The organism is Reichenbachiella sp. (assembly GCF_039944555.1).
Classification (GTDB): Bacteria; Bacteroidota; Bacteroidia; order Cytophagales; family Cyclobacteriaceae; genus Reichenbachiella.
This window is the reverse complement of the sequence record NZ_JBDUYN010000006.1, coordinates 291074-314955: the sequence shown is the minus strand read 5'-3', so window position 1 is coordinate 314955 and position 23882 is coordinate 291074. Positions and strand designations below refer to the sequence as shown.

Annotated in this window: 14 protein-coding genes and 1 tRNA gene; 12 read left to right on the top strand and 3 right to left on the bottom strand. The window is 42.6% G+C overall.

All coding sequences use genetic code 11. The features are described from left to right. Positions 1-37 precede the first annotated feature (37 nt). The 3 genes from ABJD64_RS06105 (at position 38) to ABJD64_RS06095 (ending at position 5736) form a co-directional block, all read left to right on the top strand. Positions 38-2662: an alkaline phosphatase D family protein gene (locus ABJD64_RS06105; RefSeq protein WP_348179735.1), complete on the top strand. Its 2625-nt coding sequence runs from the start codon at positions 38-40 to the stop codon at positions 2660-2662. 150 nt (positions 2663-2812) lie between these two features. After that, complete coding sequence (locus ABJD64_RS06100) at positions 2813-4300, top strand: arylsulfatase (protein WP_348179734.1); 1488 nt, start codon at positions 2813-2815, stop codon at positions 4298-4300. Positions 4301-4302: 2 nt separating this feature from the next. After that, positions 4303-5736 carry a sulfatase gene (locus tag ABJD64_RS06095; protein ID WP_348179733.1) on the top strand — a complete coding sequence of 478 codons (1434 nt, stop codon included), beginning with the start codon at positions 4303-4305 and terminating at the stop codon, positions 5734-5736. 61 nt (positions 5737-5797) lie between these two features. Here ABJD64_RS06095 and glmM read toward each other — a convergent pair whose 3' ends face one another. Together glmM and ABJD64_RS06085 are read right to left on the bottom strand one after the other, a co-directional pair. Beyond that, positions 5798-7180: a phosphoglucosamine mutase gene (gene glmM, locus ABJD64_RS06090; RefSeq protein WP_348179732.1), complete on the bottom strand. Its 1383-nt coding sequence runs from the start codon at positions 7178-7180 to the stop codon at positions 5798-5800. Positions 7181-7185: 5 nt separating this feature from the next. Further along, positions 7186-8235, bottom strand: a complete 1050-nt coding sequence (locus tag ABJD64_RS06085; RefSeq protein ID WP_348179731.1) for a LacI family DNA-binding transcriptional regulator — start codon at positions 8233-8235, stop codon at positions 7186-7188. 65 nt (positions 8236-8300) lie between these two features. Between ABJD64_RS06085 and nagB the strand changes: the two genes are divergently transcribed. The 8 genes from nagB (at position 8301) to ABJD64_RS06045 (ending at position 22586) form a co-directional block, all read left to right on the top strand. Then, complete coding sequence (gene nagB / locus ABJD64_RS06080; RefSeq protein WP_348179730.1) at positions 8301-10316, top strand: glucosamine-6-phosphate deaminase; 2016 nt, start codon at positions 8301-8303, stop codon at positions 10314-10316. 3 nt (positions 10317-10319) lie between these two features. After that, complete coding sequence (locus ABJD64_RS06075; RefSeq protein ID WP_348179729.1) at positions 10320-10970, top strand: hypothetical protein; 651 nt, start codon at positions 10320-10322, stop codon at positions 10968-10970. Positions 10971-11035: 65 nt separating this feature from the next. Next, positions 11036-11941, top strand: a complete 906-nt coding sequence (locus tag ABJD64_RS06070) for a sugar phosphate nucleotidyltransferase (protein WP_348179728.1) — start codon at positions 11036-11038, stop codon at positions 11939-11941. Positions 11942-11952: 11 nt separating this feature from the next. Then, positions 11953-13038, top strand: a complete 1086-nt coding sequence (locus ABJD64_RS06065; RefSeq protein WP_348179727.1) for an aminoglycoside phosphotransferase family protein — start codon at positions 11953-11955, stop codon at positions 13036-13038. A 25-nt stretch (positions 13039-13063) separates the two neighbouring features. Then, on the top strand, positions 13064-14092 hold the full coding sequence (gene galE, locus ABJD64_RS06060; RefSeq protein WP_348180398.1) for a UDP-glucose 4-epimerase GalE: 1029 nt from the start codon (positions 13064-13066) through the stop codon (positions 14090-14092). A 296-nt stretch (positions 14093-14388) separates the two neighbouring features. After that, the gene (locus tag ABJD64_RS06055) at positions 14389-16599 is read left to right on the top strand and encodes a sensor histidine kinase (RefSeq protein ID WP_348179726.1); all 2211 of its coding nucleotides are present in this window, start codon (positions 14389-14391) and stop codon (positions 16597-16599) included. 12 nt (positions 16600-16611) lie between these two features. Beyond that, on the top strand, positions 16612-17253 hold the full coding sequence (locus tag ABJD64_RS06050) for a response regulator transcription factor (protein WP_348179725.1): 642 nt from the start codon (positions 16612-16614) through the stop codon (positions 17251-17253). 179 nt (positions 17254-17432) lie between these two features. After that, positions 17433-22586, top strand: a complete 5154-nt coding sequence (locus tag ABJD64_RS06045) for an FG-GAP-like repeat-containing protein (protein WP_348179724.1) — start codon at positions 17433-17435, stop codon at positions 22584-22586. Between the two features lie 159 nt (positions 22587-22745). Here the strand turns inward: ABJD64_RS06045 and ABJD64_RS06040 are convergent. Continuing rightward, positions 22746-22818 (bottom strand) — tRNA-Met (locus ABJD64_RS06040). Between the two features lie 126 nt (positions 22819-22944). On the opposite strand from ABJD64_RS06040, the gene era reads away from it, so the two are divergent. After that, positions 22945-23832, top strand: coding sequence for a GTPase Era (gene era, locus ABJD64_RS06035; protein ID WP_348179723.1), 888 nt, complete (start codon positions 22945-22947; stop codon positions 23830-23832). Positions 23833-23882 lie beyond the last annotated feature (50 nt).

The window sequence follows — 23882 nt, the reverse complement described above, 5'->3', positions numbered from 1 at the left end:
ATGTGTTGCTATGATATTGAAATCTGTTTTATTAAAAATGTTGAAAAGGATAAAAAGCATGTGCGCTGAATCAAAATATAAAAACCTCATTGCAGGTGTCCTAGGTTCTTTTTTCTTGTGGTTTTCAATATCATGTTCGGATGCCGATTCTGAGCAATTAAAGGCAGATTTTAGTGTAATAAACAGGGAATGGGTCGGTCCTGAATATTGGGCCAACCCACTCCAAGACTGGGAAATAAAAAACGGCAGTATAGTTTGTAATGTCGCCAAGCCAAACCGGGACCTTCATCTCTTGACCCATGAAGTCAGCGATGAACCAGGATATTTTATGACCAGTGTTCAGGCCAAAGTGTTGAATAGTCTTCCTCCTAGTGACGACAATTGGGTAGGCTTCAAGATCGGCAAAAAAGGAAAATTCAACGATTATCGAGATGACGCCATCTATGGCAAAGGCATAGAAATTGGAGTAACAACAAAAGGTCTGATGTTTGTGCGAAACAACGAAACCAAAGTTCTTGGTACACAAAATATAGATGCTGGATGGCTGCAAAGAGGTTTGGTGCTATCTGTATCTATAAGTGACCATGTTGAAAGTCAGGCTGAATTAGTTTTCAGCCTGACCCAAACATCGGGTGATACGATTCGCACACTGAGGTTTGATGATTGGCAAACGACTAAGTTCAATGGAAGTTTTTCTATTGTGAGTCATTTTCAGCCCCCTGAGGATAAATCAGAGCACCAGGGTACGGCCTTCCTTAATTGGTATTCTGAAGGTAGTAAGTTGAAATATTTTACCGAACGAAAGTTTGGCCCGTTGCTATTTGCACAGTATACCGAACATCAGAAAGAAGTCAAAATGAGTATTCAGATGACGCCTGTTGGCGAATTTGATGATAAAGAAGTTTCGCTCGAGCTAAAGAACAACCAGGAATGGACCAAAGTAAGTGCCTCAGCCATAGATCCTATGACTAGAACGGCTCACTTTCGATTTACAAATCCTTTCCCTATTGAGGATACCCCATTTAGAGCATGCTATTCCTACGTGGATATGAATATGGGGATCAGAACCGATACTCTTATTGGAACCATTAGAGCAGAGCCACTCCAAAAAGATGAACTTGTGGTAGCAGCCTTAAGTTGCAATCGTGACTTGGGGTTTCCGGCAAATGATTTGGTTTCGGCAATCAAATATCACAAGCCTGACCTGCTCTTTTTTGGAGGAGATCAATTGTACGAGAGCACCGGTGGGTTTGGTACTCAACGGACACCCTTGAATAAGGCTACATTGGACTACTTAAGAAAATGGTATCAGTTTGGTTGGGCGTATGGAGAGTTGACTAATAATTATCCTACGGTAACCATTCCCGACGATCATGATGTCTTTCACGGTAACCTTTGGGGAGAAGGGGGACATTCTGTGGCTGATTCTCTAGGACAAGGAGCTAAGGCTCAGGATTATGGCGGGTTCAAAATGCCTGCTACGTGGGTGAATATGGTTCAGAAATCACAGACCTGGCATTTGCCGGATCCTGTTGACCCAGAACCGGTTCAGCAAGGTATCGGAGTATATTTCACTGAGTTGAAGTACGCGGGTATCAGCTTTGCCATATTGGAAGACCGAAAGTGGAAATCAGCTCCTAAAAACTTTTTGCCTGAAGCTGGTATTTACAATGGTTGGCCTGAAAACCAATCTTGGAGTGCTCAGACACAATCTAAGGTGGAAAATGCGACATTGTTAGGCGAGCGTCAGCATCGTTTTCTGGAAGACTGGACGGCTGACTGGAGTGGAGATGCTTGGATGAAAGTGTTGCTTTCTCAAACCATTTTCCATAATATCGGCACACTTCCCAGGAGTGCCATCAATGACAATGTAGTACCCAAACTAAAAATCATGAAGCCAGGTGAGTACCCTTCAGATGATCGTCCTGTATCAGATTTTGATACCAACGGCTGGCCTCAGCAAGGAAGGGACCGGGCGATTCGAACCTTAAGAAAAGCATTTGCATTTCACATCGCAGGTGATCAACATTTAGGTAGTACCTCGCAGTATGGTGTAGATGGATACGACGATGGTGGATATGCTTTTTGCGTGCCTGCAATTTCCAATATTTGGCCAAGAAGGTGGTTTCCTTCGGAGCCAGGTATGAACCCATCTCCCGAATTCCCAAAGGTGACGGGCGGTTTCTTAGACGGTTTTGGTAACAAAATGACTGTAAATGCAGTGGCGAACCCATTTTCAACAGGCCGTAAGCCTATTGAACTGTATGATAGAGCAGCAGGGTATGGAATTGTTAGGCTCAACAAAGAGACTCGAGATATAGTCATGGAGTGCTGGCCTAGATTTCAGGACCTTTCAACAGGTGAAGGCGTGCAGTATCCCGGATGGCCAATAAAAATCAATCAGCTAGACAACTACGGAAAAAAAGCGGTGGCTTATTTACCTGAAATTGAGATAGAAGGCATGGAGAACGCAGTAATAGAAGTCATCAATGAAGCTGATGGCGAACGAGTTTATTCGGTGAGAGTCAAAGGAAAGTCCTTCAGGCCAAAAGTGTTTGATAAGGGTGTTTATACTTTGAGAATAGGAAATCCAGATGGAGAAATGAAGATTGTGAAAAATATCAAAGCAGGCTCGAATGAAAAAATCAATCTCTCTTTTTAGGTGCCAGCGATTATCCGAAGCTCAAAAGGAATCTGACCGATTTAGTTTCCCATTTAAATGAATTAAAAAATAACAATGATCATACTACAGAAACTTCACTTAACCTTATTACAGCTGATATGTTGTGTGTGCGTTATTAGCGGATGCTCGATGAAGCAAAAAACAACGCTAAACACCAAACCTAATATTATCTACATATTAGCCGACGATATGGGGTATGGCGAGTTGGGTTGCTATGGTCAGGACAAGATTGAAACGCCCAATATCGATGCACTTTCGAGAGCAGGTATGAAGTTTACAGAACATTATGCCGGAGCTCCTGTTTGTGCTCCTTCCAGATGTGTTTTGCTAACCGGAAAGCACAGCGGACATACTTATGTGAGAGGCAACGATGGCATGCCTGCAAGAGGAGATGTGTGGAACTATCTGGCTATGGCAAAAGATTCAACGCTAGAAGGGCAAAGACCCATCCCGGCAGGGACAATCACGATTGGGACAAAACTGCAGGAGGCAGGGTATACAACTGCGGTAGTTGGCAAGTGGGGCCTGGGTGGCCCTGGATCCGAAGGAGTGCCGAACAAACAGGGCTTTGATCATTTTTTTGGGTACCTCTGTCAGCGGCAGGCACATACTTACTATCCATTGCACCTCTATGAAAATGAGGAGCGTGTGTACCTAAATAATGATACTGTGGCCTTTAATACTAAACTATCGCCCAATGCAGACCCGCAAGATGAAAGCAGCTACGCGCCGTTTGCTCTAGCGGATTATTCACCCGATCTCATGTTTGACGATATTACGGATTTTGTTGATGAAAATCATCAGAAACCATTCTTCCTCTATTGGGCCACACCTATTCCTCATGCTGCAATTCAGGCACCTAAGAGATGGGTTGATTATTATGTAAATAAATTTGGTGACGAAGAGCCCTATCTAGGGGAGAAGGGGTATTTTCCGCATCGATATCCACGTGCGGGATATGCAGCCATGATTTCATATCTGGATGAGCAAGTGGGGCTTTTGATCAGGCAATTAAAGGAATTAGGCGTTTATGAAAATACACTCATTGTCTTTACTTCAGATAATGGGCCTACCTACAATGGAGGAACAGATTCTCCTTGGTTCGATAGTGCTAAGCCATTTAAAAGTGATTATGGAAATGGAAAGGGCTTCGTGCGAGAAGGAGGGCTAAAAGTCCCAATGATTGCCTCCTGGCCCGGGCATATACAGCCAGGAACCACCACAAACCTGATCTCTTCATTTTGGGATGTAATGCCTACCTTTTGTGATATTGCGGGAGTGGCTACTCCACAGGATTCGGATGGGTTGAGCATGTTGCCTACACTTGAGGGGAAGTCAGGACAGAAGGAGCATGAATTTTTGTATTGGGAATTTCCGTCCTATGGAGGACAGCAAGCAGTCAGAATGGGAAGGTGGAAAGTGATTCGAAAAAATCTTCTTAAGGATCAACCGATAGTCGAACTTTTCGATTTGGAAGAAGACCCATTGGAGACAAATAATCTTGTTGACGATCGTCCTGATATTGTAGAAAAAGCCATACGTTTATTTCAGCAAGAACATCAGGAGCCTGAGGTAGGAAGTTTTAAAATTCCCTTTTTGGGAGATCAAAAAATCTAATAATGACTAAACGTGTAGCGGAACTACCCTATTCAAAAATCGCAAAAATTACATGCCTTGCTTTAGTATTTATGAGCTGGATTTTGCCAGGATTTGGCCAGAGCCAGCCAAATATTATCCTTTTTTATGTAGATGATTTAGGTTGGAGCGATCTTGGGTACATGGGGAGTGAATTTTATGAGTCTCCTATCATAGACAGCCTGGCAGGAGAAAGCATGGTGTTCACCAGTGCGTATGCCAACGCTGCGAATTGTGCGCCTTCGCGCGCAAGTATGCTGAGCGGTCTGTACACACCCAGACATGGTGTTTATACGGTAGCCCCGGCAGCACGTGGAGCCTCATCGCAACGTAAATTGGTTCCTTATCCCACAAAAACGAAACTAGATTCTTCCTTTACCACGGTGGCAGAGATACTACAAAGAAACGGCTATAAAACAGCTCAAATTGGAAAATGGCATTTGGGAAACAAGAGTTCAGATGCTTCCAATCAGGGGTTTGATACAAGCATTGGAGGATTCAAAGGAGGCCATCCCCCAACTTATTTTAGCCCCTATAGAATTCCAGGTTTTGAAGATGGTGAAGCGGGAGAATACCTAACAGACCGACTCACAGATGAAGCATTATCTTTTATTGAAGATTATGCTGACCGACCTTTCTTTTTGTACCTGTCACATTATGCGGTTCACACACCGCTAGAAGCGAAAGAAGAAGACGAAGAGGGTTTTTCAAATAAAGTGACAAAAGATCAGCAAGACAATACAACGTATGCTGCTATGATCAAAAGCGTGGATCGGAGCCTGTCTGATCTGGTAGCCAAACTCGATGAATTAGAATTGTCTGAACAAACTTTGCTGATATTTTACTCAGACAACGGAGGTTTGGGTTCTGTTACTTCGAACAAACCCTTAAGGGGAGAGAAGGGCATGCTCTATGAAGGAGGTATACGGGTGCCCATGTTTTGGCATTGGCCAGAAAAGATCAATTCTCAGACCAAATGTGACGTGCCTGTGATTGGTATTGATCTTTTTCCTACTTTGATGGCCGTGACTGGTATAAACGAGCCTGATTTGCTGCTGGATGGAAAAGACTTAACACCACTTCTTTTTGAGAGCGGAAAACTGGAGTCAAGAAGTCTGTACTGGCATTTTCCAGCTTACCTTCAGGGTCTAAAAAATACCAAATACCCCAACGAGTTGGTCAGAGGTTGGCGAGCTGTTCCTTCCGGTGCGATACGCAAAGGGGATTGGAAACTGATAGAGGATTTTGAAACAGGAGAGTTGTCCTTGTTCAATGTGACTCAAGACATTTCAGAAAAAGTAAACCTGGCGCTTAAAAATCCTGAAAAATTGTACGAGCTGATGAGAGATTTAAAAAGCTGGAGAAAAGAAGTCAACGCACCGGTACCTAGTAAGCTGAACAGCGCTTATTTTGAATAAGCAAGACGGGTAGTCTTTGCTATTCAACGCTAATCTTAAGGCCCTGCCAACACAATGCAGGTCAGATTAGTTGATCCACCTCCCTCTTCACTCGCTCAAAAATCTCAACGGCTTGCTGTTCTGTTTCCGACTCGGTATATATTCGGATAATCGGCTCTGTGTTGGATTTACGGATGTGTGCCCATTCCTGGCCAAAGATGATTTTCAAACCGTCCTCGGTATTTAATTTTTCATCTGCATACACCTTTTGTAGTTTCTCCAAGAGACTGTCTACGTCAATCTCCGGGGTCAGCTCTATTTTGTTTTTAGCAATAAAGGAAGGCGGAGCAGCAGCCTTAAGTTCAGATACTCTTTTACCACTCTTAGCCATGTACGAAAGAAACAATGCGATTCCAACCAAGGAGTCTCTGCCGTAGTGCAGTTCAGGATAAATAATACCTCCATTGCCTTCACCACCGATGACGGCATTGACCTCCTTCATTATTTGAACAACATTGACTTCGCCAACGGCTGAGTCGTATCTTGTTTGATTGTGCTTCTCGGCAATTACACCAAGAGCAGCAGATGATGACATATTAGAAACAACGTCCCCAGGAGTCTGTGACAAAACATAGTCTCCGACAAGCACCAAAGTGTATTCCTCCCCGATAAAAGTGCCGTTCTCATCAATAATCGCCAGTCGGTCGACATCGGGGTCCACCACAAATCCTACGTCAAAGTTGCCTTTTTTGATGGTGTCACAAATATCTGTTAAGTGCTCCGGCAAAGGTTCCGGGTTGTGAGGAAAATGACCTGTAGGTTCACAATATAGCTTTTCAATTACTTCAACACCCAGTGCCTCTAATAACGGAGGAAGTGCCAATCCACCGGTAGAATTGACCGCATCCAATACCACCTTAAACTTTTTTTTTGCTATGGCTTCCTTGTCCACCAATGGAAGTGCCAGGACGTCGTCGATATGCTGCTCAATGGCATCTGGAATTTGCCGAACCTGTCCTAAATGCAATACTTCAGCAAAAGTAAAATCCTCAGCTTCTGCCTGTTCTATGATCTTTTCTCCATCAGAGCCTGACAAAAACTCTCCCTTAGCATTGAGTAGTTTAAGAGCATTCCATTGGATGGGATTGTGACTGGCAGTGACAATGATACCGCCTGCAGCTTTTTCTCTCGGCACGGACATCTCCACAGTAGGAGTGGTGGAAAGCTCAAGATCGAGTACATCAATGCCAAGTCCCACTAGTGTATTCGTAATCAAGCCTGAAACCATCTTACCGGATAAACGGGCATCCCGGCCGATGACTACTTTGACCGGCCCATCGGATTGGCCTTGTATCCATTGGCCATAAGCAGCTGCGAATTTGACAATGTCTAAAGGGGTTAGGTTTTCTGTGGGGCTCCCGCCGATTGTTCCTCTTATACCTGAAATGGATTTGATTAGTGTCATAGATTTTACAAAAATGATTCGATATTTTCTTTACTTATGATGTCTAATGGAAGAAGTATTTCCTTTGGAGCCTGTTTCTTCAATGTAAGAGCATCTGTGAGTAGTGTTGCGGCTAGTTGCGCTTGTTTTTTGGGGTTTTGATTGATTAGGAAATCAATTTCTCCGGATTCCAAATGTTTAATGTTGTCCTCCAGTAAATCGTATCCTACCAAAGAACAATGGATATGATTGTATTTAAGATATTGAGCGAAACGGTAAGTCTTGGAGGTAGTCACAAAAGCGGCAACAATATTTGGGTCATTGTTGAAAAAGGTATCCAGGTGATCAAATTGATCTTGCTGATTTTCTTCTGTGATGTTTATGGTGTGTATTTTCCAACCCTCTGTTTTCTTGTCACTGAAAAAATCTCTAAATCCCACTTCCTTTTCCTGCATATGCATGGCATTGGAAATGTTCTCATTGAAGTGCACGACTAGGATGGTCCCGCTGGTCGCGGTGATTTTATGTAGCAGACCCGCAGCTACCCGGCCACTCTGATGCAGGTCTTGTCCTACAAAGGACAGGAGATAGTCGCTATCCATATGTGTATTGAAAGTGATACAAGGGAGTCCCTTTTCTTGACATTTACTCAGGAAATCAAGGGCTTCGCGATAAAAGAAAGGAGCAAGGATGATCCCGTCGGGCTGACTTTCAAGTACCGCACCGGTCATTCTTTTGAAATCTTCTTTGTTTTTCCTGTCAAAATAGAAGTTTTCATAAGAAACATCAAACAAATCCATCCCAGATTGGGCTGCTTCAATACCAGCCAGTGGTTCCTTCCAAAATACATCGTTTTCTGGAGATGGCATGAGTACCGCGATCCTAATGAGTTGATTGGCCTGCAGCGCCTTGGCCAAAACATTGGGTTGATAATTAATCTCTTTCAGCACCTTCTCCACTTTCTTTCTGGCCACTTCTGATACTTTCCCGCGGTTGTGAATAACCCGATCAACCGTTCCCCTGGAAACCTCTGCAAGCTTAGCTATGTCCTTGGATGTATATCGCATCTTTTTCATTCGACCAAATTGAGTCGAATTGACTATTTAAGCAAATATAATTAAACTTTTGATTTAAGGTTCACGTGAACAAATTAAATGTGCACGTGCACATTTTTGCAATTTTCCTTGTTTTTTGTAGTTTGATTGTTCTCCTTTGTATCAAACAAAAGTTGAGAAGAGCCATGATACAGCAGACCAATGACATCAAAGGAGGCACCGAGCGACTACCTGTAAGAATATTTGAGTCGGATCGGGTGGCATCAATTGCCATAGCAGAACAGATTGCTGACTTGATAAGAGCAAAAGCAAGTGAGGGGAAGCCTGCCGTATTAGGACTGGCCACGGGATCTAGTCCAATCAAGGTGTATAAAGAATTAGTCAGATTGCACAAGAGTGAGGGCTTGAGCTTTAAGAATGTGGTCACTTTTAATCTTGACGAGTACTATCCAATGAAGAAAGACTCCTCCAAGAGTTACCATTACTTCATGCATCACCATTTGTTTGATCATGTGGACATCAACCCTTCCAATATCCATATCCCTAATGGTGAGTTATCCATTGATATGATCCAGGAGTTTTGCAGAACATATGAAGAAAAGATAGATAGCCTCGGAGGGTTGGACTTACAACTGCTTGGAATAGGCAGGACGGGACATATTGGTTTCAACGAGCCAGGGTCACACCTGGAATCCAAAACCCGGTTGATCAAACTAGCCTCGTTGACTCTGCAGGATGCAGCCGAAGATTTTGGTCGTCAGGAATTTGTACCTAAACGAGCCATTACTATGGGCGTCAATAGCGTTTTCAAAGCCAAACGTATTATTCTAATGGCTTGGGGAGAAAAGAAAGCTCCTATTATTAAACAAGCCGTAGAAGGGTCAGTGGACGAAGAGGTGCCGGCCACTTTTCTTCAAAAACATCCAAATGTAGAAGTGATTTTGGATGAAAATGCTGCTTTGCATCTTTCAAGGATAAAGACGCCTTGGGTTTCCTCAGTTTGTGATTGGGATGATCGATTGACCAAATCTGCAGTGATTTGGTTGAGTAAAAAGCTAAACAAACCGATCCTAAAACTCACCGACGAGGACTATCGACAGTACGACCTGAGTGATTTGTTGGCACGTTACTCGGATAGCCAGGAATTGAATGTCGAGATATTCAATCAACTTCAAAGAACCATAACCGGTTGGCCAGGCGGTAAACCAGGAGTGGATGATAAGCACAGGCCTGAGCGTGCAGAGCCTGTTCAAAAAAGATCTATAGTTTTCAGTCCGCACCCGGATGATGATGTAATCTCAATGGGAGGTACTTTCATCAAGTTGTTTGAGCAGGGGCATGAGGTACACGTAGCCTATCAAACCTCAGGAAACATTGCAGTCTTCGACGACGATGCCCGCAGGTTCATGGATTTTTATCAGGACCTTTCAAAAGAACTAGGGCTTAGCGAAAATGTCGTTTCAAAGGCACATCAAGAAGTTACAGATAGTGTGTTGAGCAAGGCAGAGGGTGCTGTGGATACCCAAATGGTACGGACTATCAAAGGTCTGATCCGAAAGGGAGAGGCAGCCTCAGGGGCTCGTCTGGTAGGTTTGCCAGACGAGCGCATTCACTTTCTTAACCTACCGTTCTATGAGACGGGCGCAGTGGACAAAAAAGGAATGGGAGAAGAAGACATTCAGATTCTTGTTGACTTGCTTCAGGAAGTAAAGCCGCACCAGGTATTTGCAGCCGGTGATCTTCGGGACCCACATGGTACGCACAAAGTATGTTTGGATATTATACTGGCTGCATTGTCCAGAGTAAAAGATGAGGCATGGGCCAAAGATTGTTACCTGTGGCTCTATCGAGGTGCCTGGCAAGAGTGGGAAGTAGAAGAAATTGAAATGGCGGTTCCCTTGAGTCCAGTGGATTTGTTGAAGAAACGAAAGGCCATTTTCAAGCACCAGTCACAAAAAGACTCGCCAGTGTTTCCCGGAGATGACAAAAGGGAGTTTTGGCAACGGGCAGAAGATAGAAATCGTGAAACGGCGAGCATTTATGACGAATTGGGACTTACCGAATATGAAGCTATGGAAGCCTTTGTGAGGTATGAATTTTGACCCATGGAAATGCTGGAGGCTTTAAATCAGTTTAGAATCTGCTGTTCTTGTTGCAGGGTTGAATCTCTCGAAGGGGAATTCATCAATGACACGTTTTGGGTGGTCAACTCCAACGGGAAGAAGGAAGATTACCTATTGCAAAGGGTCAACCATAAGATATTCAGGGATGCCAGTGTATTGATGAAAAACATTTCATCAATCTTGAATTATTTGTATTTAAATGAAGCATTTACAAAGTTCAAATCTATCAATCTCCTTGAGACAAAAGTTGGTGGTCATTATTACAGGGATCGTATGGGGTTTTATTGGAGATTATTTCAAATACCAGGCAGGCAAGAGCGACAGAAAATTACGGAGACTCGGGAGGGCGCATATGAGTGGGCTAAGGCATTTGGACGGTTTTTGTCATGTCTGGATGAGTTTCCTGTTCAAAGTCATGAAGAAATTGTATTCACTCGCAAAAGGATTTTGGACAAACTTAAAAAATTCGAACGGGCAACCGACCCATTTTTTAGCGAAAGACGAGAAGTAGTGCAAGACGAGATAGACTATGTCTTTAAATGGACCAAACAGGGAATCATCCTGGATCATTTGTTAGAGCCAGAAGAATATCCAACTATGTCATTGAATAGAACCAGGGTTGCAAACGGTTAGGCCAAATGGATTCTAGAGCCCTGAAAGGTAAGCTATAGCGCTAAATGAATATTGAAAAGAAAGAAATGAATAAACCAAGTTTAGTAGTGTTGGCGGCAGGTTTAGGTAGTCGCTATGGAAGTTTGAAGCAAATGGACCATTTCGGACCTTCCGGGGAAACCGTTGTCGACTATGCCATTTACGATGCGATTGCAGCCGGGTTTGGAAAGATAGTCTTTGTGATTAGAAAACACTTTGAAGCCGAGTTTAAAGAGATGTTCGGTCCCAAAATGGAAGGAAAGGTGCAGGTGGAGTACGTGTATCAGGAATTGGATGCTTTGCCAAAAGGGCTTAGCGTACCTGAAAGCCGCGAAAAACCTTGGGGTACAGCTCATGCCGTAATGATGGCTGCCCCAGTGATCAATGAACCTTTTGCCATTGTAAATGCAGATGACTTTTATGGAAGATCCTCATTTCAAAAGATACATGACCACCTTTCTACTTTGAATAATGAGGAATTGTCGGCTTGCCTGGTAGGTTTTGTTTTGGAAAACACCCTATCAGATCATGGAAGAGTGTCGCGTGGTATATGTCAGGTGGATGAGAATGGTAATTTGAAAGAAATTATTGAGCGCACCCATATTTTCAAAAAAGAAAATGTTGGGGCCTATTTTGAAGATGAAGGAGTAAAAACGGAATTAACAGGTAAGGAAATCGTCTCCATGAATTTGATGGGTTTTACCTCTGTCATTTTTGAGCAGATGGAAGAAGCTTTTGCTAAGTTTTACAAAGAACAATCAGGACATCCAAAGGCAGAATTTTTTATACCTACCACACTTGATAATGTGCGTAAATCGGGAATCAAAGTGCCGGTTCTGATGTCAGAAGAGCGATGGTTTGGAGTCACGTACAAAGAGGACAAGCCCATAGCTCAGCGAAATCTTAATCAACTGGTTGAGAAGGAAGTGTACCCTCACAAACTTTGGACATAACAGTAAAAGACATGAAAATCAACAAAATAATAAACCAGTTTGATATTTCCGGAGAAATACAAGACACACAACCTTTTGGAAGTGGTTATATCAATGATACCTATCGAGCAAAAAACACGGATAATGCTCAACCGGATTACTTGCTTCAAAGGGTGAATCATGAGGTATTCAAAGATGTGCCAGCGATGATGGAAAATATCCGCATGGTAACTGATCATATCAAAAAAAATAGCTCCTTGGATTGGAATCAGGAAACACTGGAAATAGTGAAAACTATTGATGGACAGCTGTTTACCAAGCATCATGACGACTATTGGCGGATGTTCGAATTCAAGAAGGGTACAAAATCATATGATGTGGTTGAAACGCCTGAGCAGGCTTATCAGGGAGCTTTTGCTTTTGGAACCTTTTTTCGACTGTTGTCCGATTTTCCGGCAGAAAAACTAACAGATACTTTACCTGAGTTTCACAATATTATTTTGAGGCTGGAAGCGCTTGAAAAAGCTGTTAAAGATGACGTTCGGGGCAGGGCGTCAAAAGTGAAAGAAGAGATCGATTTTGTTCGGGCTATTGCGTCCCTGATGTGTGAGATTGAACACCTCAAGTTGGGTGGGAAAATACCACTAAGAGTAACCCACAATGACACCAAATTCAACAATGTTCTATTAGACGAAAATGATAAGGGTATCTGTGTGATTGATCTGGATACTGTAATGCCCGGCATCGTACATTATGATTTTGGTGATGGCATTCGCACGAGTACCAATACAGCAAAAGAAGACGAAACCGACTTGCAACTGGTTAATTTCGATATGAAAAAATTCGAAGCCTTTACCGAAGGGTATTTAGACGCTTGTCGAGACATACTAACAACAATTGAAATTGAATATTTGGGTTTATCCGGCGCTTTACTGGCCTACATCATGGGTGTTCGCTTTTTGACAGACTATCTCATGGGAGATGTATATTATAAAATCGACCATGAGAATCACAATCTGGACAGGTCGCGGACTCAACTGGAATTGACCAGGCAAATAACAGAGAGGCAGAAGGACATTAAAAATGTGGTAGCACAAAAATCTAGCCTTGTCTTGTGATACATATACTCCAAACGAGCGAATGATGACACAGAAAATTTTAGTGACTGGCGGAACAGGGTTCATCGGGTCACACACAACAGTAGAACTAATAAAAGATGGCTATGAAGTAGTCATTGTCGATGACCTCTCCAACAGTAAAATTGAGGTACTCGACGGTATTCAGGAGATTACAGGTGTTAAACCTCAATTCTATCAATTTAACATCTGTGATGAAAGAAAATTAATGGATTGTCTAAAGGCAGAACAAATAGATGCCATCATACATTTTGCTGCAAGCAAAGCAGTAGGAGAGTCAGTCAGCAATCCTTTACTGTATTATCGAAATAACCTGGTCTCACTGATGAACTTGCTGGATGCCATGAGACAATTTGGAGTAGGGCACATGGTTTTCTCTTCTTCATGTACCGTATATGGTCAGCCCGACCAGCTGCCCGTGACCGAGGATACCCCATTCCAAAAGGCCGAGTCTCCCTATGGCCATACCAAGCAAATAGGCGAAGATATTTTAAGACATGTAGCGACGGCCTATCCCGAATTAAATTCAATTGCCCTGCGATATTTCAATCCGGTTGGGGCTCATGAATCAGCGTTGATCGGTGAACTGCCAATTGGGGTACCTAATAATCTTATTCCATATATCACACAAACGGCAGCAGGTCTCAGAGACGAGTTGAGCATTTTTGGAGATGACTACGATACGCCAGATGGCACTGCTGTTCGTGACTACATTCATGTAGTTGACCTGGCAAAAGCTCATGCAGTAGCGCTTGATCGACTTTTGAAGGGAGCAAATAAGGAAGACTATGAATTTTTCAATTTAGGTACAGGCAAAGGGTACTCAGTACTGGACGTTATCAAGACTTTTGAAAGGGTAAATAAAGTAAAGGTTAACTATAAAATCGTTGAAAGGAGGGATGGTGATATTGAAAAAATTTATGCCAATACCGACCTGGCCAATAATGAACTTGGGTGGAAGGCAGAACTTGGACTAGAAGATATGTTGAAATCTGTTTGGAAGTGGCAGAAGCATATGAAGGGAAAATCATATTAACTCACTTTAATCCTACTATGCCACGTTCAATTGTAATACTATGATCCGAGCCCTCATAAAGTATCTCATGTAGAAATGCTGTTTGTGAAGACACACGAAGGCAGCCAAATTTTGCTGAACTCAAAGTTGGGTTAATCAAGGTAGTAAGTGCATCGATTGAAAGATACCTTCATCAGTACCACATGAAAATACTTAAAAAGGTGTATTTCATTACACCTTAAATATGGCTATCTATGTGTCTTATTAATAACTAATTGTATCACAGGCTGTATTCGAATACAGACCCTTTCAATTGAATGAAAACCAGAGTAAACAAAGCTCAAATTATCATTCTATCATGGTTGCTATTTGCCGTGATATCCAAGACAGCCTATGCTCAAAATTTCCAGTCAGTTGTTGATTTTGAAAAAGGCATAGGATACCTACCGTTCGAGCAACAGGTAGATACTTTAACCATGATGTATGAGGAAATTGCACCTCACAATCAAAATACATCGCTAGAATATCTTGATCGAGCCATTCAAATCAGTAAGGCATTTAATTACGGAGAGGGGTTGGTACGGAGTTTAACCAAAAAGGGAAATCATTATATAAATGTGGCCGAAGATCTTAAGAAGGCTGAAGCATATTTACTAGAGGGAGTCAAAGCGGCTACAAAGCTGGACAATGATGATCTCCTCCCAGCGCTTTATAACAGGCTCGGAGGTGTAAATTTTAAATATGGAAAGCTGGATGAAGCCTTGTTCTATTTTGAGAAGGGAGAGAAAGTAGCCATTGCACTGCAGAGCGAAAAAGAGATAGTAGATTTTGCGATTAACATAAGCATCCTTCATGTACAAATGGGACATTATGAGCTCGCAATAGCCAGTTTTAGGGAGTGTTTAGATCTAAATGCAAATGATAGACAGTTGGCTATGCTTTACAACAATCTGGGAGTAACCTACTCGAGGTACGGGAATTATGACAGCGCAATTTTTTTCTATAAAAAAAGCATGAATTACTGTGAGCAAGACACAAACCCCAGACGATGTAAGGTGAACAGATTGCACAATATTGCAGTGGCACAGGTACACATGGGAAAGAATAGGGAGGCTCTTGAAAGCTTCACAGAGCTTGAAGGGTTTGTGAAGGATTCTGGCCAACAGGAATTATTCGCACAATTGTTATTCAATAAGGGGGTAGCATTCAAAAGCTTAGAAGAATATGACAGCGCCATTCTTGTGCTCAACAGGTCATTGAAGATCGCCGAAAGCAATCAGTTGGCAATACATCTGAGAAAAATTCACGACGTTTTGGCTTCATGCTATAAAGGGTTGGGACAATACGAGATGGCACTAAGTCACCGCGAAAAGTATATTGATCTGAAGGATAGTTTGTTTACGGTCGAGAACAATAAGCATATAGAGGAATTGTTAGCAAAATATGAGTCAGAAAAGAAGGAAAAGGAAATTGCCTTATTAAAAAGAGAGGGATTACAACAAGAGGTGCTATTGAAAAGTAAGCAAGCAGACTTTGAGCAAAAAAGTCTAACTGATAGCCTGCTATCGCAACGCAAGGAAAATGAGATTTTGCAGTTGAAAGGAAGAAACGAAGTGCAACAGGTGCTCATTGAGAATAGTCAAATCGAAAAACAAAGGCAGGATGGAGAGATGCTATTGTTACAAAAAGAAAAAGAACTGAAAACGGTTGAAGCTAAACGACAATCCCAGTTCAGGAACGCGGTCATTGTCGGATCTGTAATGTTGTTGATACCAGCTTTGATACTCATTTTTGTCTATCAACAAAAAATGAAGGATAAGGAATTGCTTTACGCAAAAACAGAAGAAATCAACAAGCAAAAAATTTTGGAAATCATCCGCGATCATGAGTTGAAAGCAATTAAGGCGCATATTGAAGGTCAGGAGAAAGAGAAGAAACGAATAAGCAGCGACTTGCATGATGGAATTGCCGGGAATTTGGCTGGCATTAAGTTGATGTTGTCAAAAGTTGCTGAAGACACTCAGCAAGATGATCGTCTGATGACTGTGGTGAAAAAGATTGACAACACCTATAAGGAGGTACGAGCCATTACACATCAGTTGAACCCCCCAGGAATAGGCGGTGCATCTTTTAGCCAGTTGATCAGCGATATTCTTCAGGATATTTCATCAGGAAGTTCATTTAGTATCAACTTTATCTGTCACCCTCGAAAAAAACTGGATCAACTAAACGACGATATAAAAATTGAAGTGTATAGAATTACCCAGGAATTGACCAGCAATATCATTAAGCATGCTCAGCCTCATCAGGTGGAAGTACAATTGGTTATGAATGATGATTATGTAAACCTTCTGATTGAAGATAATGGAGTTGGGTTTGATACTAACAAGGCCAGTAAGGGGATAGGCTTGTTGAGTATTCGTTCACGGGTGACTAAGTTGAACGGAACGATAGATATAGATTCTAGCGTAGGAAGGGGAACTATTGTAAACATTGATATTCCAGTAGCGAAGGAGCACGCCGTTTAAAAGTGAGAATGGATGAAGTCAGAAAAAATTAATATAGTGATTGCAGATGACCATCAGATGTTTCTTGATGGATTGACTGCCTTATTGAAAGATGAAAAAGACATCAACCTCGTAGATACTGCTTTAAATGGGAGAGAGGCATTAGAGATTGTCGGTAAATGTGACGTCGACATCCTCATCATGGATGTCAATATGCCTGAAGTAGACGGCATAGAGCTTAATAATAGCATTAAGCAAAATCATCCAAATGTTAAAACCTTGGCACTCACAAGTCATAGCGATCATTTGATAGTTTCAAAACTCACTAAAAGGAAAGTTAATGGGTATCTATTGAAAAATGCCGAGAAATCAGAACTGCTACATGCAATTCATAAGATTAATGAGGGAGAAGACTATTTCTCACAAATGGTAAAAGACAAAGTAGTGGAGAGCTTATTTTCGGATACCCGCGACAAAGAGACCCCGGAGCTAAGTAAGAGAGAAAAGGAAGTTATCAAACTCATTGCTTCACAGTATACAGCTACGGAAATAGCTGAAGAGCTTTTCATCAGCCAAAATACAGTCAATACCCACAGAAAGAACTTACTGACCAAACTCAAACTAAAAAATGTAGCCGGTCTGGTGAAGTTTGCGGTCGAAAATGGATTTGCCTGACTCTGGTCAATAACCTACACTTAAGAGCGACATTATCTGTTTAGAGTACCAATTAATTTAATATCTCACCCATTTCTGGCATTTTTTCATATCCTCTTTTTAAGTGATTTTTTTGGCAAAGCCAAGACCTACATTTGTCTTTAAATACGAACAAATTGGACTTTGCTAATATGATAGTCATGAAACTCTCTTGTGTTTTTCACAGAAAATCGAACATCCAACCCCGGAATATTTCAGATAAAAACCCCACAACAACAATTAGAATCTATTTATCTGTTATGTTCTGGCTGGCTTGTTTACCGCTCTGCGCCCAGGTGCCGACTATTACCTCTTTTTCGCCTTCCAGTGGCCCCGTAGGTACTTCCGTGATCATTTCTGGCACTAACTTTGACCCCACGCTTGCAAACAACACAGTTTTCTTCGGTGCCACGGAAGCTACAGTGACAGCCGCAACAGCTGATCAACTGACGGTGCCGGTACCTACTGGTGCTACCTATGCACCCATTACAGTTCTGGTGAATGGTTTGACTGGTTATTCTTCAGATCCATTTGTTGTGACTTTTAGCAACCCGACCATCTCTACGGCTTCATATGCGCCCTTAGAAGAGCATACAACTGGTTCGTCGCCCAGGGGAATAGCTGTAGGTGATCTGAATAATGACGGTAAGCCTGATTTGGTGGTAGCTAATGGAAGCAGTTCCACGGTGTCAATTTTTAAAAACACCAGTACCAACGGGGCAGTAAGTTATGATCCTAAGGTGGATCTTACCGCAGGGACCACCCCACAGGATGTAGCTGTAAGTGATTTGGATGGCGATGGTAGACTGGATTTGGTAGTGGCAAATCAGAGTGATCATACGATATCGATATATAGAAATACTGGAACGGGCAGCACCATAAGTTTCGCAGATAAAGTAGATTTTACAGCCGGTACCAATCCATATGCTGTGGCTATTGGTGATATTGATGGAGATGGTAAACCTGAGTTGATTACAGCCAATAGATTGAGTGACGATGTAACTGTTTTGCGAAACACCAGTACGATCGGGGCTATAGATGTCACTTCATTTGCATCCAAGGTCGACTTCCCAGTCGGATCATCGCCATATGATGTTGTTTTGGGAGACCTCGACGGTGATGGTAAAGTTGATATAGCTGTCGCTAACAGAAGCGATAACACCATATCAACCTTGAGAAATACAAGTACAAACGGGATAATTGATGCCTCCTCATTTGCAGCAAAAGTGGATCGTAGTACCGGACTAAGTCCTTATGCTCTGGCCTTAGGCGATTTAGATGGTGACGGCAAGGCTGATTTAGCAGTAGCCAATAGAAGTCAGGGGACTGTATCTGTCTTAAGAAATGCGAGCTCAGGTATAGGTGTGATTAGTTATGGCAGAATTGACTACTATTCCGGAACTTCCGCCATAGCAGTGGCTATAGGAGATTTGGATGGTGATAGCAAACCTGACCTGGCAGTGGTAAGCCAAACGGGTAGACTGGTGTCAGTATTCAAAAACACGAGTACCCCTGGAACGATTGATGCGAACTCATTTGCTGATAAAGTGGACTATGATCCAGGCTATTATATTTATGCGTTGGTCTTAGGCGACCAGGACGGTGACCACAAACCTGATATGGTGGTGACCAATCAAATCGGTCATACGATCTCAGTACTGAGGCATACCGGTTCGGATACAGCCACTGACATAACAGCCTTCTCCTTTACCGAGCAAACAGGAGATGCGCTTATCGACGCCGCAGCACATACCATTGACATAGAAGTTGAATTTGGTACGGACCTCACGGCACTGATTTCCACTTTCACACTTTCTCCAGGTGCAACGGCTAAAGTAGGTGGTACATCCCAAGTAAGCGCTACAACCACAAATGATTTCACCAACCCTGTTGTCTACGGCATCACGGCAGGAGACGGGATGACCACTCAGGATTGGACGATCACGGCGACCACCGAATCTCCAAGCACAGAAACTGATATTGTGGAATTCACTCTGGCCGAACAAACTAAGGAGGCCACGATCGATGCAATCACACATACCGTGAATTTAGAAGTATTTTCTGGTACAAATATTACCGCATTGGTACCGACATTTTCGCTTTCTACGGTGGTCACTGCTGCCAAAGTAGGGGCTGTGAAACAGATTAGCGGTATTACACCTAATGACTTCACCAATCAGGTAACCTATACCATCACGGCCGAAGATGATATGACGACCCAGGATTGGGTGGTTACACTTACCGAAGCAGCACCCATAGTTACTATTTCTTCCTTTGCTCCTATCAGTGGACCGGTGGGAACTTCAGTGGTTATCACAGGAGAAAATTTTGATTCCACACCAGCCAACAATGTGGTATACTTCGGTGGGGCAAAGGCGGAGGTAACCGCTGTATCAGCGTCAGAATTGACTGTGACAGTACCCATTGGGGCAACTTATCAACCCATTACAGTACTCACCAATGGTTTAATTGCAGAATCATCCGCTCCCTTTGAATTGACCTTTACCGCAGCCGATATCAATGCCCATTCTTTTGCGACTCATGTGGATATTGTGGCCGATTCTGAACTGTCAGAGGTCATGCTTGGCGACTTGGATGGCGATGGTCAACTTGACCTGGCTTTTGCCAATGGGACAGGTTCTGCTGTATCGGCATCGATAATGAAGAATGCGAGTTCCATAGGAAATGTCAGCTATGAACCTAAGGTTGAATTGACCACCGGATCATCTCAAGTGTCCATGTCTTTAGGAGATCTCGATGGTGATGGCAAGCTGGATTTAGCAATCGTCGATTTCCCTAATAATGTGGTATCCATATTCAGAAATACAAGTGTAAGTGGTATACTTGAAGCTGGTTCGTTTGCTGACAAGGTGGATATCACGACCGGGTCAGGCCCAGTGTCAGTGGCCATTGGAGATCTGGATGGCGATGGGAAACTGGACCTGGCTGTTACCAACAGAAGCGGCAACAGTGTTTCAGTTTTTGAGAATAGGTGTTCGGCTGGTACGATCAGTTTTGCTGAAAAAGTGGATTATGTAACCGGTGCATCCGCTTTCTCGGTTTCGATTCAAGACCTTGATGATGATAATCGTCCGGAATTGGTTGTTGCAAATAGAGCTCATCATAATGTATCAATTTATAAGAATACGAGTACTGTAGGCACAATCAGTTATGCTGACAGGGTAAGCTTTGATGTGGGGACAAATCCTGAGCATGCGGCTATCGGGGATTTAGATGGAGATGATAAGCCTGATTTGATAATTGCTAATAATGGAGGCAGCAAGATATCCGTATTGAGAAATACCACCACCAGTGGGACGATTGATGCTACATCCTTTGCGACTAAAGTGAATTTCACAACAGGGACAAGTCCGCGATCGGTGGCAATTGGAGATTTGGACGGCAATGGTAAGCAGGATATTGCGGTTGCCAATGGTGATGACAGCACGATTTCAGTATTTATGAATACAAGTACGGAAGGCGTTATTGATGCAAATTCGTTTGCCGATAAAGTGGATTTCGATACCGAAGACAGTCCGTTCTTCGTAGCGATTGGTGATCTGGATGGCGACGGTAAGAACGACTTGGTTTCAGGCAATAGCTTCAGCACATCTCTACTTAGGCACAACAGGGCAGATACTGAGATAACAGCGTTTAGCTTACCCGGTCAAACGAGCGCAGCAGTGATTGATTCAGACAATCATACCATTGTTGTTGAAGTTGAGTATACCCCGGATGTGTCAGCATTGATCCCAACTTTCACACTTTCTTCGGGAGCAACGGCTAAAGTGAGTAGTACGACTCAGGTAAGCGGTACCACGGCCAATGATTTTTCTGATCCTGTGATTTACACGGTCACAGCTGAAGATAACACGACTGCACAGGACTGGGCGATCACCGTGACCCTGGCTCCGAACACCGAGACAGATATGACAAGCTTTGGTTTGTCCGGTCACAGTGGTACTTCTGTGTTGGACGCCTCAGCACATACGGTTGGTTTAGAAGTACCTTTTGGTACCGATGTTTCATCACTAGTAGCAACATTCGTATTATCTTCCGGAGCGACAGCCCACGTGAATAGCGTAGCACAGGTAAGTGATGTCACCTTTAATGATTTTACAAGTCCTGTTGTTTACAATATCATAGCCGAAGATGGTGCAACTGCTCAGGATTGGACCGTTACCGTGACCATCAAACCTCCCGGTGTTGAAACCGACATCACGGCTTTTTCTATTCCAGAACAAATTGGAGCTGCTGCAATTGATGATGTCCATCATACCATTGGACTGGAAGTGCCTTTTGGCACAAATGTTTCTTCATTAGTACCCACTTTCACCTTGTCAACAGGTGCAACAGCCAAAATAAATTCAACAACGCAGGTAAGTGGCACCACTTCAAATGACTTTACAAGCTCTGTTACTTACAGTGTCATAGCAGAAGATGGAACAACCAACCAGGATTGGACCGTTTCGGTCACGCTTGTACCAAATACGGCAACTGATATCACTGCTTTCTCTATTCCTCAGCAAACTGAGACAGCTATCATTGATGCAATTAATCACACAGTAAATATTGAAGTCCCTTTTGGTACAGATGTTTCATCACTGGTAGCAACATTCATGGTCTCCTCCGGGGCAACAACTCAAATGAATAGCATCATGCAGGTAAGTGGTAGCACATCCAACGATTTCACAGACCCTGTTATTTACACGGTCACGGCTGAAGATGGGTTAACCACTCAGGATTGGGAGGTTGTAGTTAAAGATAAACCCAATGGAGTACCAACAGTTTCTCCCGCTACGTTCACTATAGATGAAAATGCTTCGGTAGACGAGTTTGTTGGGCAAGTCACGGCTACCGACCCGGATGATGACGACTTGACCTTTTCCATCGAATCTGGAAATGAAGGCAACGTCTTTCAAATAGGTCAAAACACTGGAAGATTGTCCGTGGTATCACCTCTTGACTTCGAAACCACACCTGAATTCAGCCTTGTCGTTGAGGTTGAAGATGGAAAAGGCGGAACTTCTTCAGCAATCATTACCGTAAGCTTGAATGATGTTGATGAGGTGTCCGTTTTAGCGATTAGCGATGCAATCAGAACAGTGGATATCTACCCGAACCCCGTTTCAAGCCTCTTGACTATTCAATGGCATAAGTTCGATCAGGCCATATTTCGTGATTTTTCCGGGCGAGAGGTTTTGAGATCACTCCAAAGAGTAGTTGATTTAAAAGATCTGCGGACGGGGATATATATCTTGACACTCGAGAGTAAATCAAATGAGCAGGTTAGTTTTAGAGTAATAAAAAAGTAGTACTTGTTGATTAATCGTTACTACAAGAATTACTGCACATAGTTTTATTAGACCGTAAGAAATCTAGGTTGATGCCATTATTTTGACAACATTTTAAGATTGTTTAACTCAGTGCATAAAAAAAGACAGTCACATTTTTGTAACTGCCTTTTTATCTAGTAGCGGGAGCAGGACTCGAACCTGCGACCTTCGGGTTATGAGCCCGACGAGCTACCAACTGCTCCATCCCGCGATGTGTATTTTACTTTGCTTTTTTGAGGCTGATAAGTCATAAATTCACCAGTTTTTCCCTCAATTGCGATGCAAAATTAGAAGTACGTCTATTAAAAAACAAGTACCTTTGAGTTTATTTTCTTCTATGAGCAAAACTAATTTTAAATCAGGGTTTGTAAGCATTGTGGGCAAGCCTAACGTTGGAAAATCTACCTTGATGAACGCCTTGGTAGGCGACAATTTGTCTATCATTACTTCTAAGGCCCAGACTACCAGACACCGAATTATGGGTATCCTTACAGGGGATGATTTTCAAATTGTTTATTCAGATACTCCAGGGTTGCTCAAACCACAATACACCCTGCAAGAATCTATGATGAAGTTCGTGAGTGCTTCGTTAGAAGATGCGGATTTGGTACTTTATGTTGTCGATCTGATGGAAAAGCATGACGATGAAGAAATGCTTGATAGAATTGCAGCCGGAGAATCCAAAGTCATTCTTGTCATAAACAAAACCGATCTAAACAAAGGTTCACGCTTGACTGATAAGATCGACTATTGGCAGCTACTTTACCCCGAAGTAGAAATAATGACGGTATCTGCGCTGAGCAAAGAAAATATTGATGTTTTGTTTGCACGTATATTGGCACTTCTCCCCGAACACCCAGCTTATTTTCCAGGTGATACATTAACTGATAAGCCCGAAAAATTCTTTGCTTCAGAGATTATCAGAGAGCAAATTTTTAAGAATTATAAACAAGAAGTCCCTTACAGTACAGAAGTAGAAATCGAGTCATTCAGAGAAGATGAGGATATTATCCGTTTGAGAGCTGAGATTTATGTAGAACGCAAATCACAGAAAGGAATCATTATTGGTAAAGGAGGGGAGTCTATTAAAAAAGTTGGTACCGAAGCCAGAATTCAAATGGAGGCATTTTTCGGAAAGAAAGTCTTTCTTGAGACCTTTGTAAAGGTGGCTGCTGATTGGCGTAAGAAGGACAGCCTACTTAAAAAATTTGGATATAAGGGTTAAGCTTAGCCGGTCATATATATTTTTTTTCTAAAAAAATGATAGGTGGAAAA

Excerpts from the sequence above, each read along its gene's own strand:
- galE (WP_348180398.1), top strand. The coding sequence starts at position 13,064 with ATGACACAGAAAATTTTAGTGACTGGCGGAACAGGGTTCATCGGGTCA.
- ABJD64_RS06095 (WP_348179733.1), top strand. The coding sequence starts at position 4,303 with ATGACTAAACGTGTAGCGGAACTACCCTATTCAAAAATCGCAAAAATT.
- ABJD64_RS06085 (WP_348179731.1), bottom strand. The coding sequence starts at position 8,235 with ATGAAAAAGATGCGATATACATCCAAGGACATAGCTAAGCTTGCAGAG.
- ABJD64_RS06105 (WP_348179735.1), top strand. The coding sequence starts at position 38 with ATGTTGAAAAGGATAAAAAGCATGTGCGCTGAATCAAAATATAAAAAC.
- glmM (WP_348179732.1), bottom strand. The coding sequence starts at position 7,180 with ATGACACTAATCAAATCCATTTCAGGTATAAGAGGAACAATCGGCGGG.
- ABJD64_RS06065 (WP_348179727.1), top strand. The coding sequence starts at position 11,953 with ATGAAAATCAACAAAATAATAAACCAGTTTGATATTTCCGGAGAAATA.
- ABJD64_RS06075 (WP_348179729.1), top strand. The coding sequence starts at position 10,320 with ATGGAAATGCTGGAGGCTTTAAATCAGTTTAGAATCTGCTGTTCTTGT.
- ABJD64_RS06100 (WP_348179734.1), top strand. The coding sequence starts at position 2,813 with ATGAAGCAAAAAACAACGCTAAACACCAAACCTAATATTATCTACATA.
- ABJD64_RS06070 (WP_348179728.1), top strand. The coding sequence starts at position 11,036 with ATGAATAAACCAAGTTTAGTAGTGTTGGCGGCAGGTTTAGGTAGTCGC.
- era (WP_348179723.1), top strand. The coding sequence starts at position 22,945 with ATGAGCAAAACTAATTTTAAATCAGGGTTTGTAAGCATTGTGGGCAAG.
- ABJD64_RS06050 (WP_348179725.1), top strand. The coding sequence starts at position 16,612 with ATGAAGTCAGAAAAAATTAATATAGTGATTGCAGATGACCATCAGATG.
- ABJD64_RS06045 (WP_348179724.1), top strand. The coding sequence starts at position 17,433 with ATGAAACTCTCTTGTGTTTTTCACAGAAAATCGAACATCCAACCCCGG.
- ABJD64_RS06055 (WP_348179726.1), top strand. The coding sequence starts at position 14,389 with ATGAAAACCAGAGTAAACAAAGCTCAAATTATCATTCTATCATGGTTG.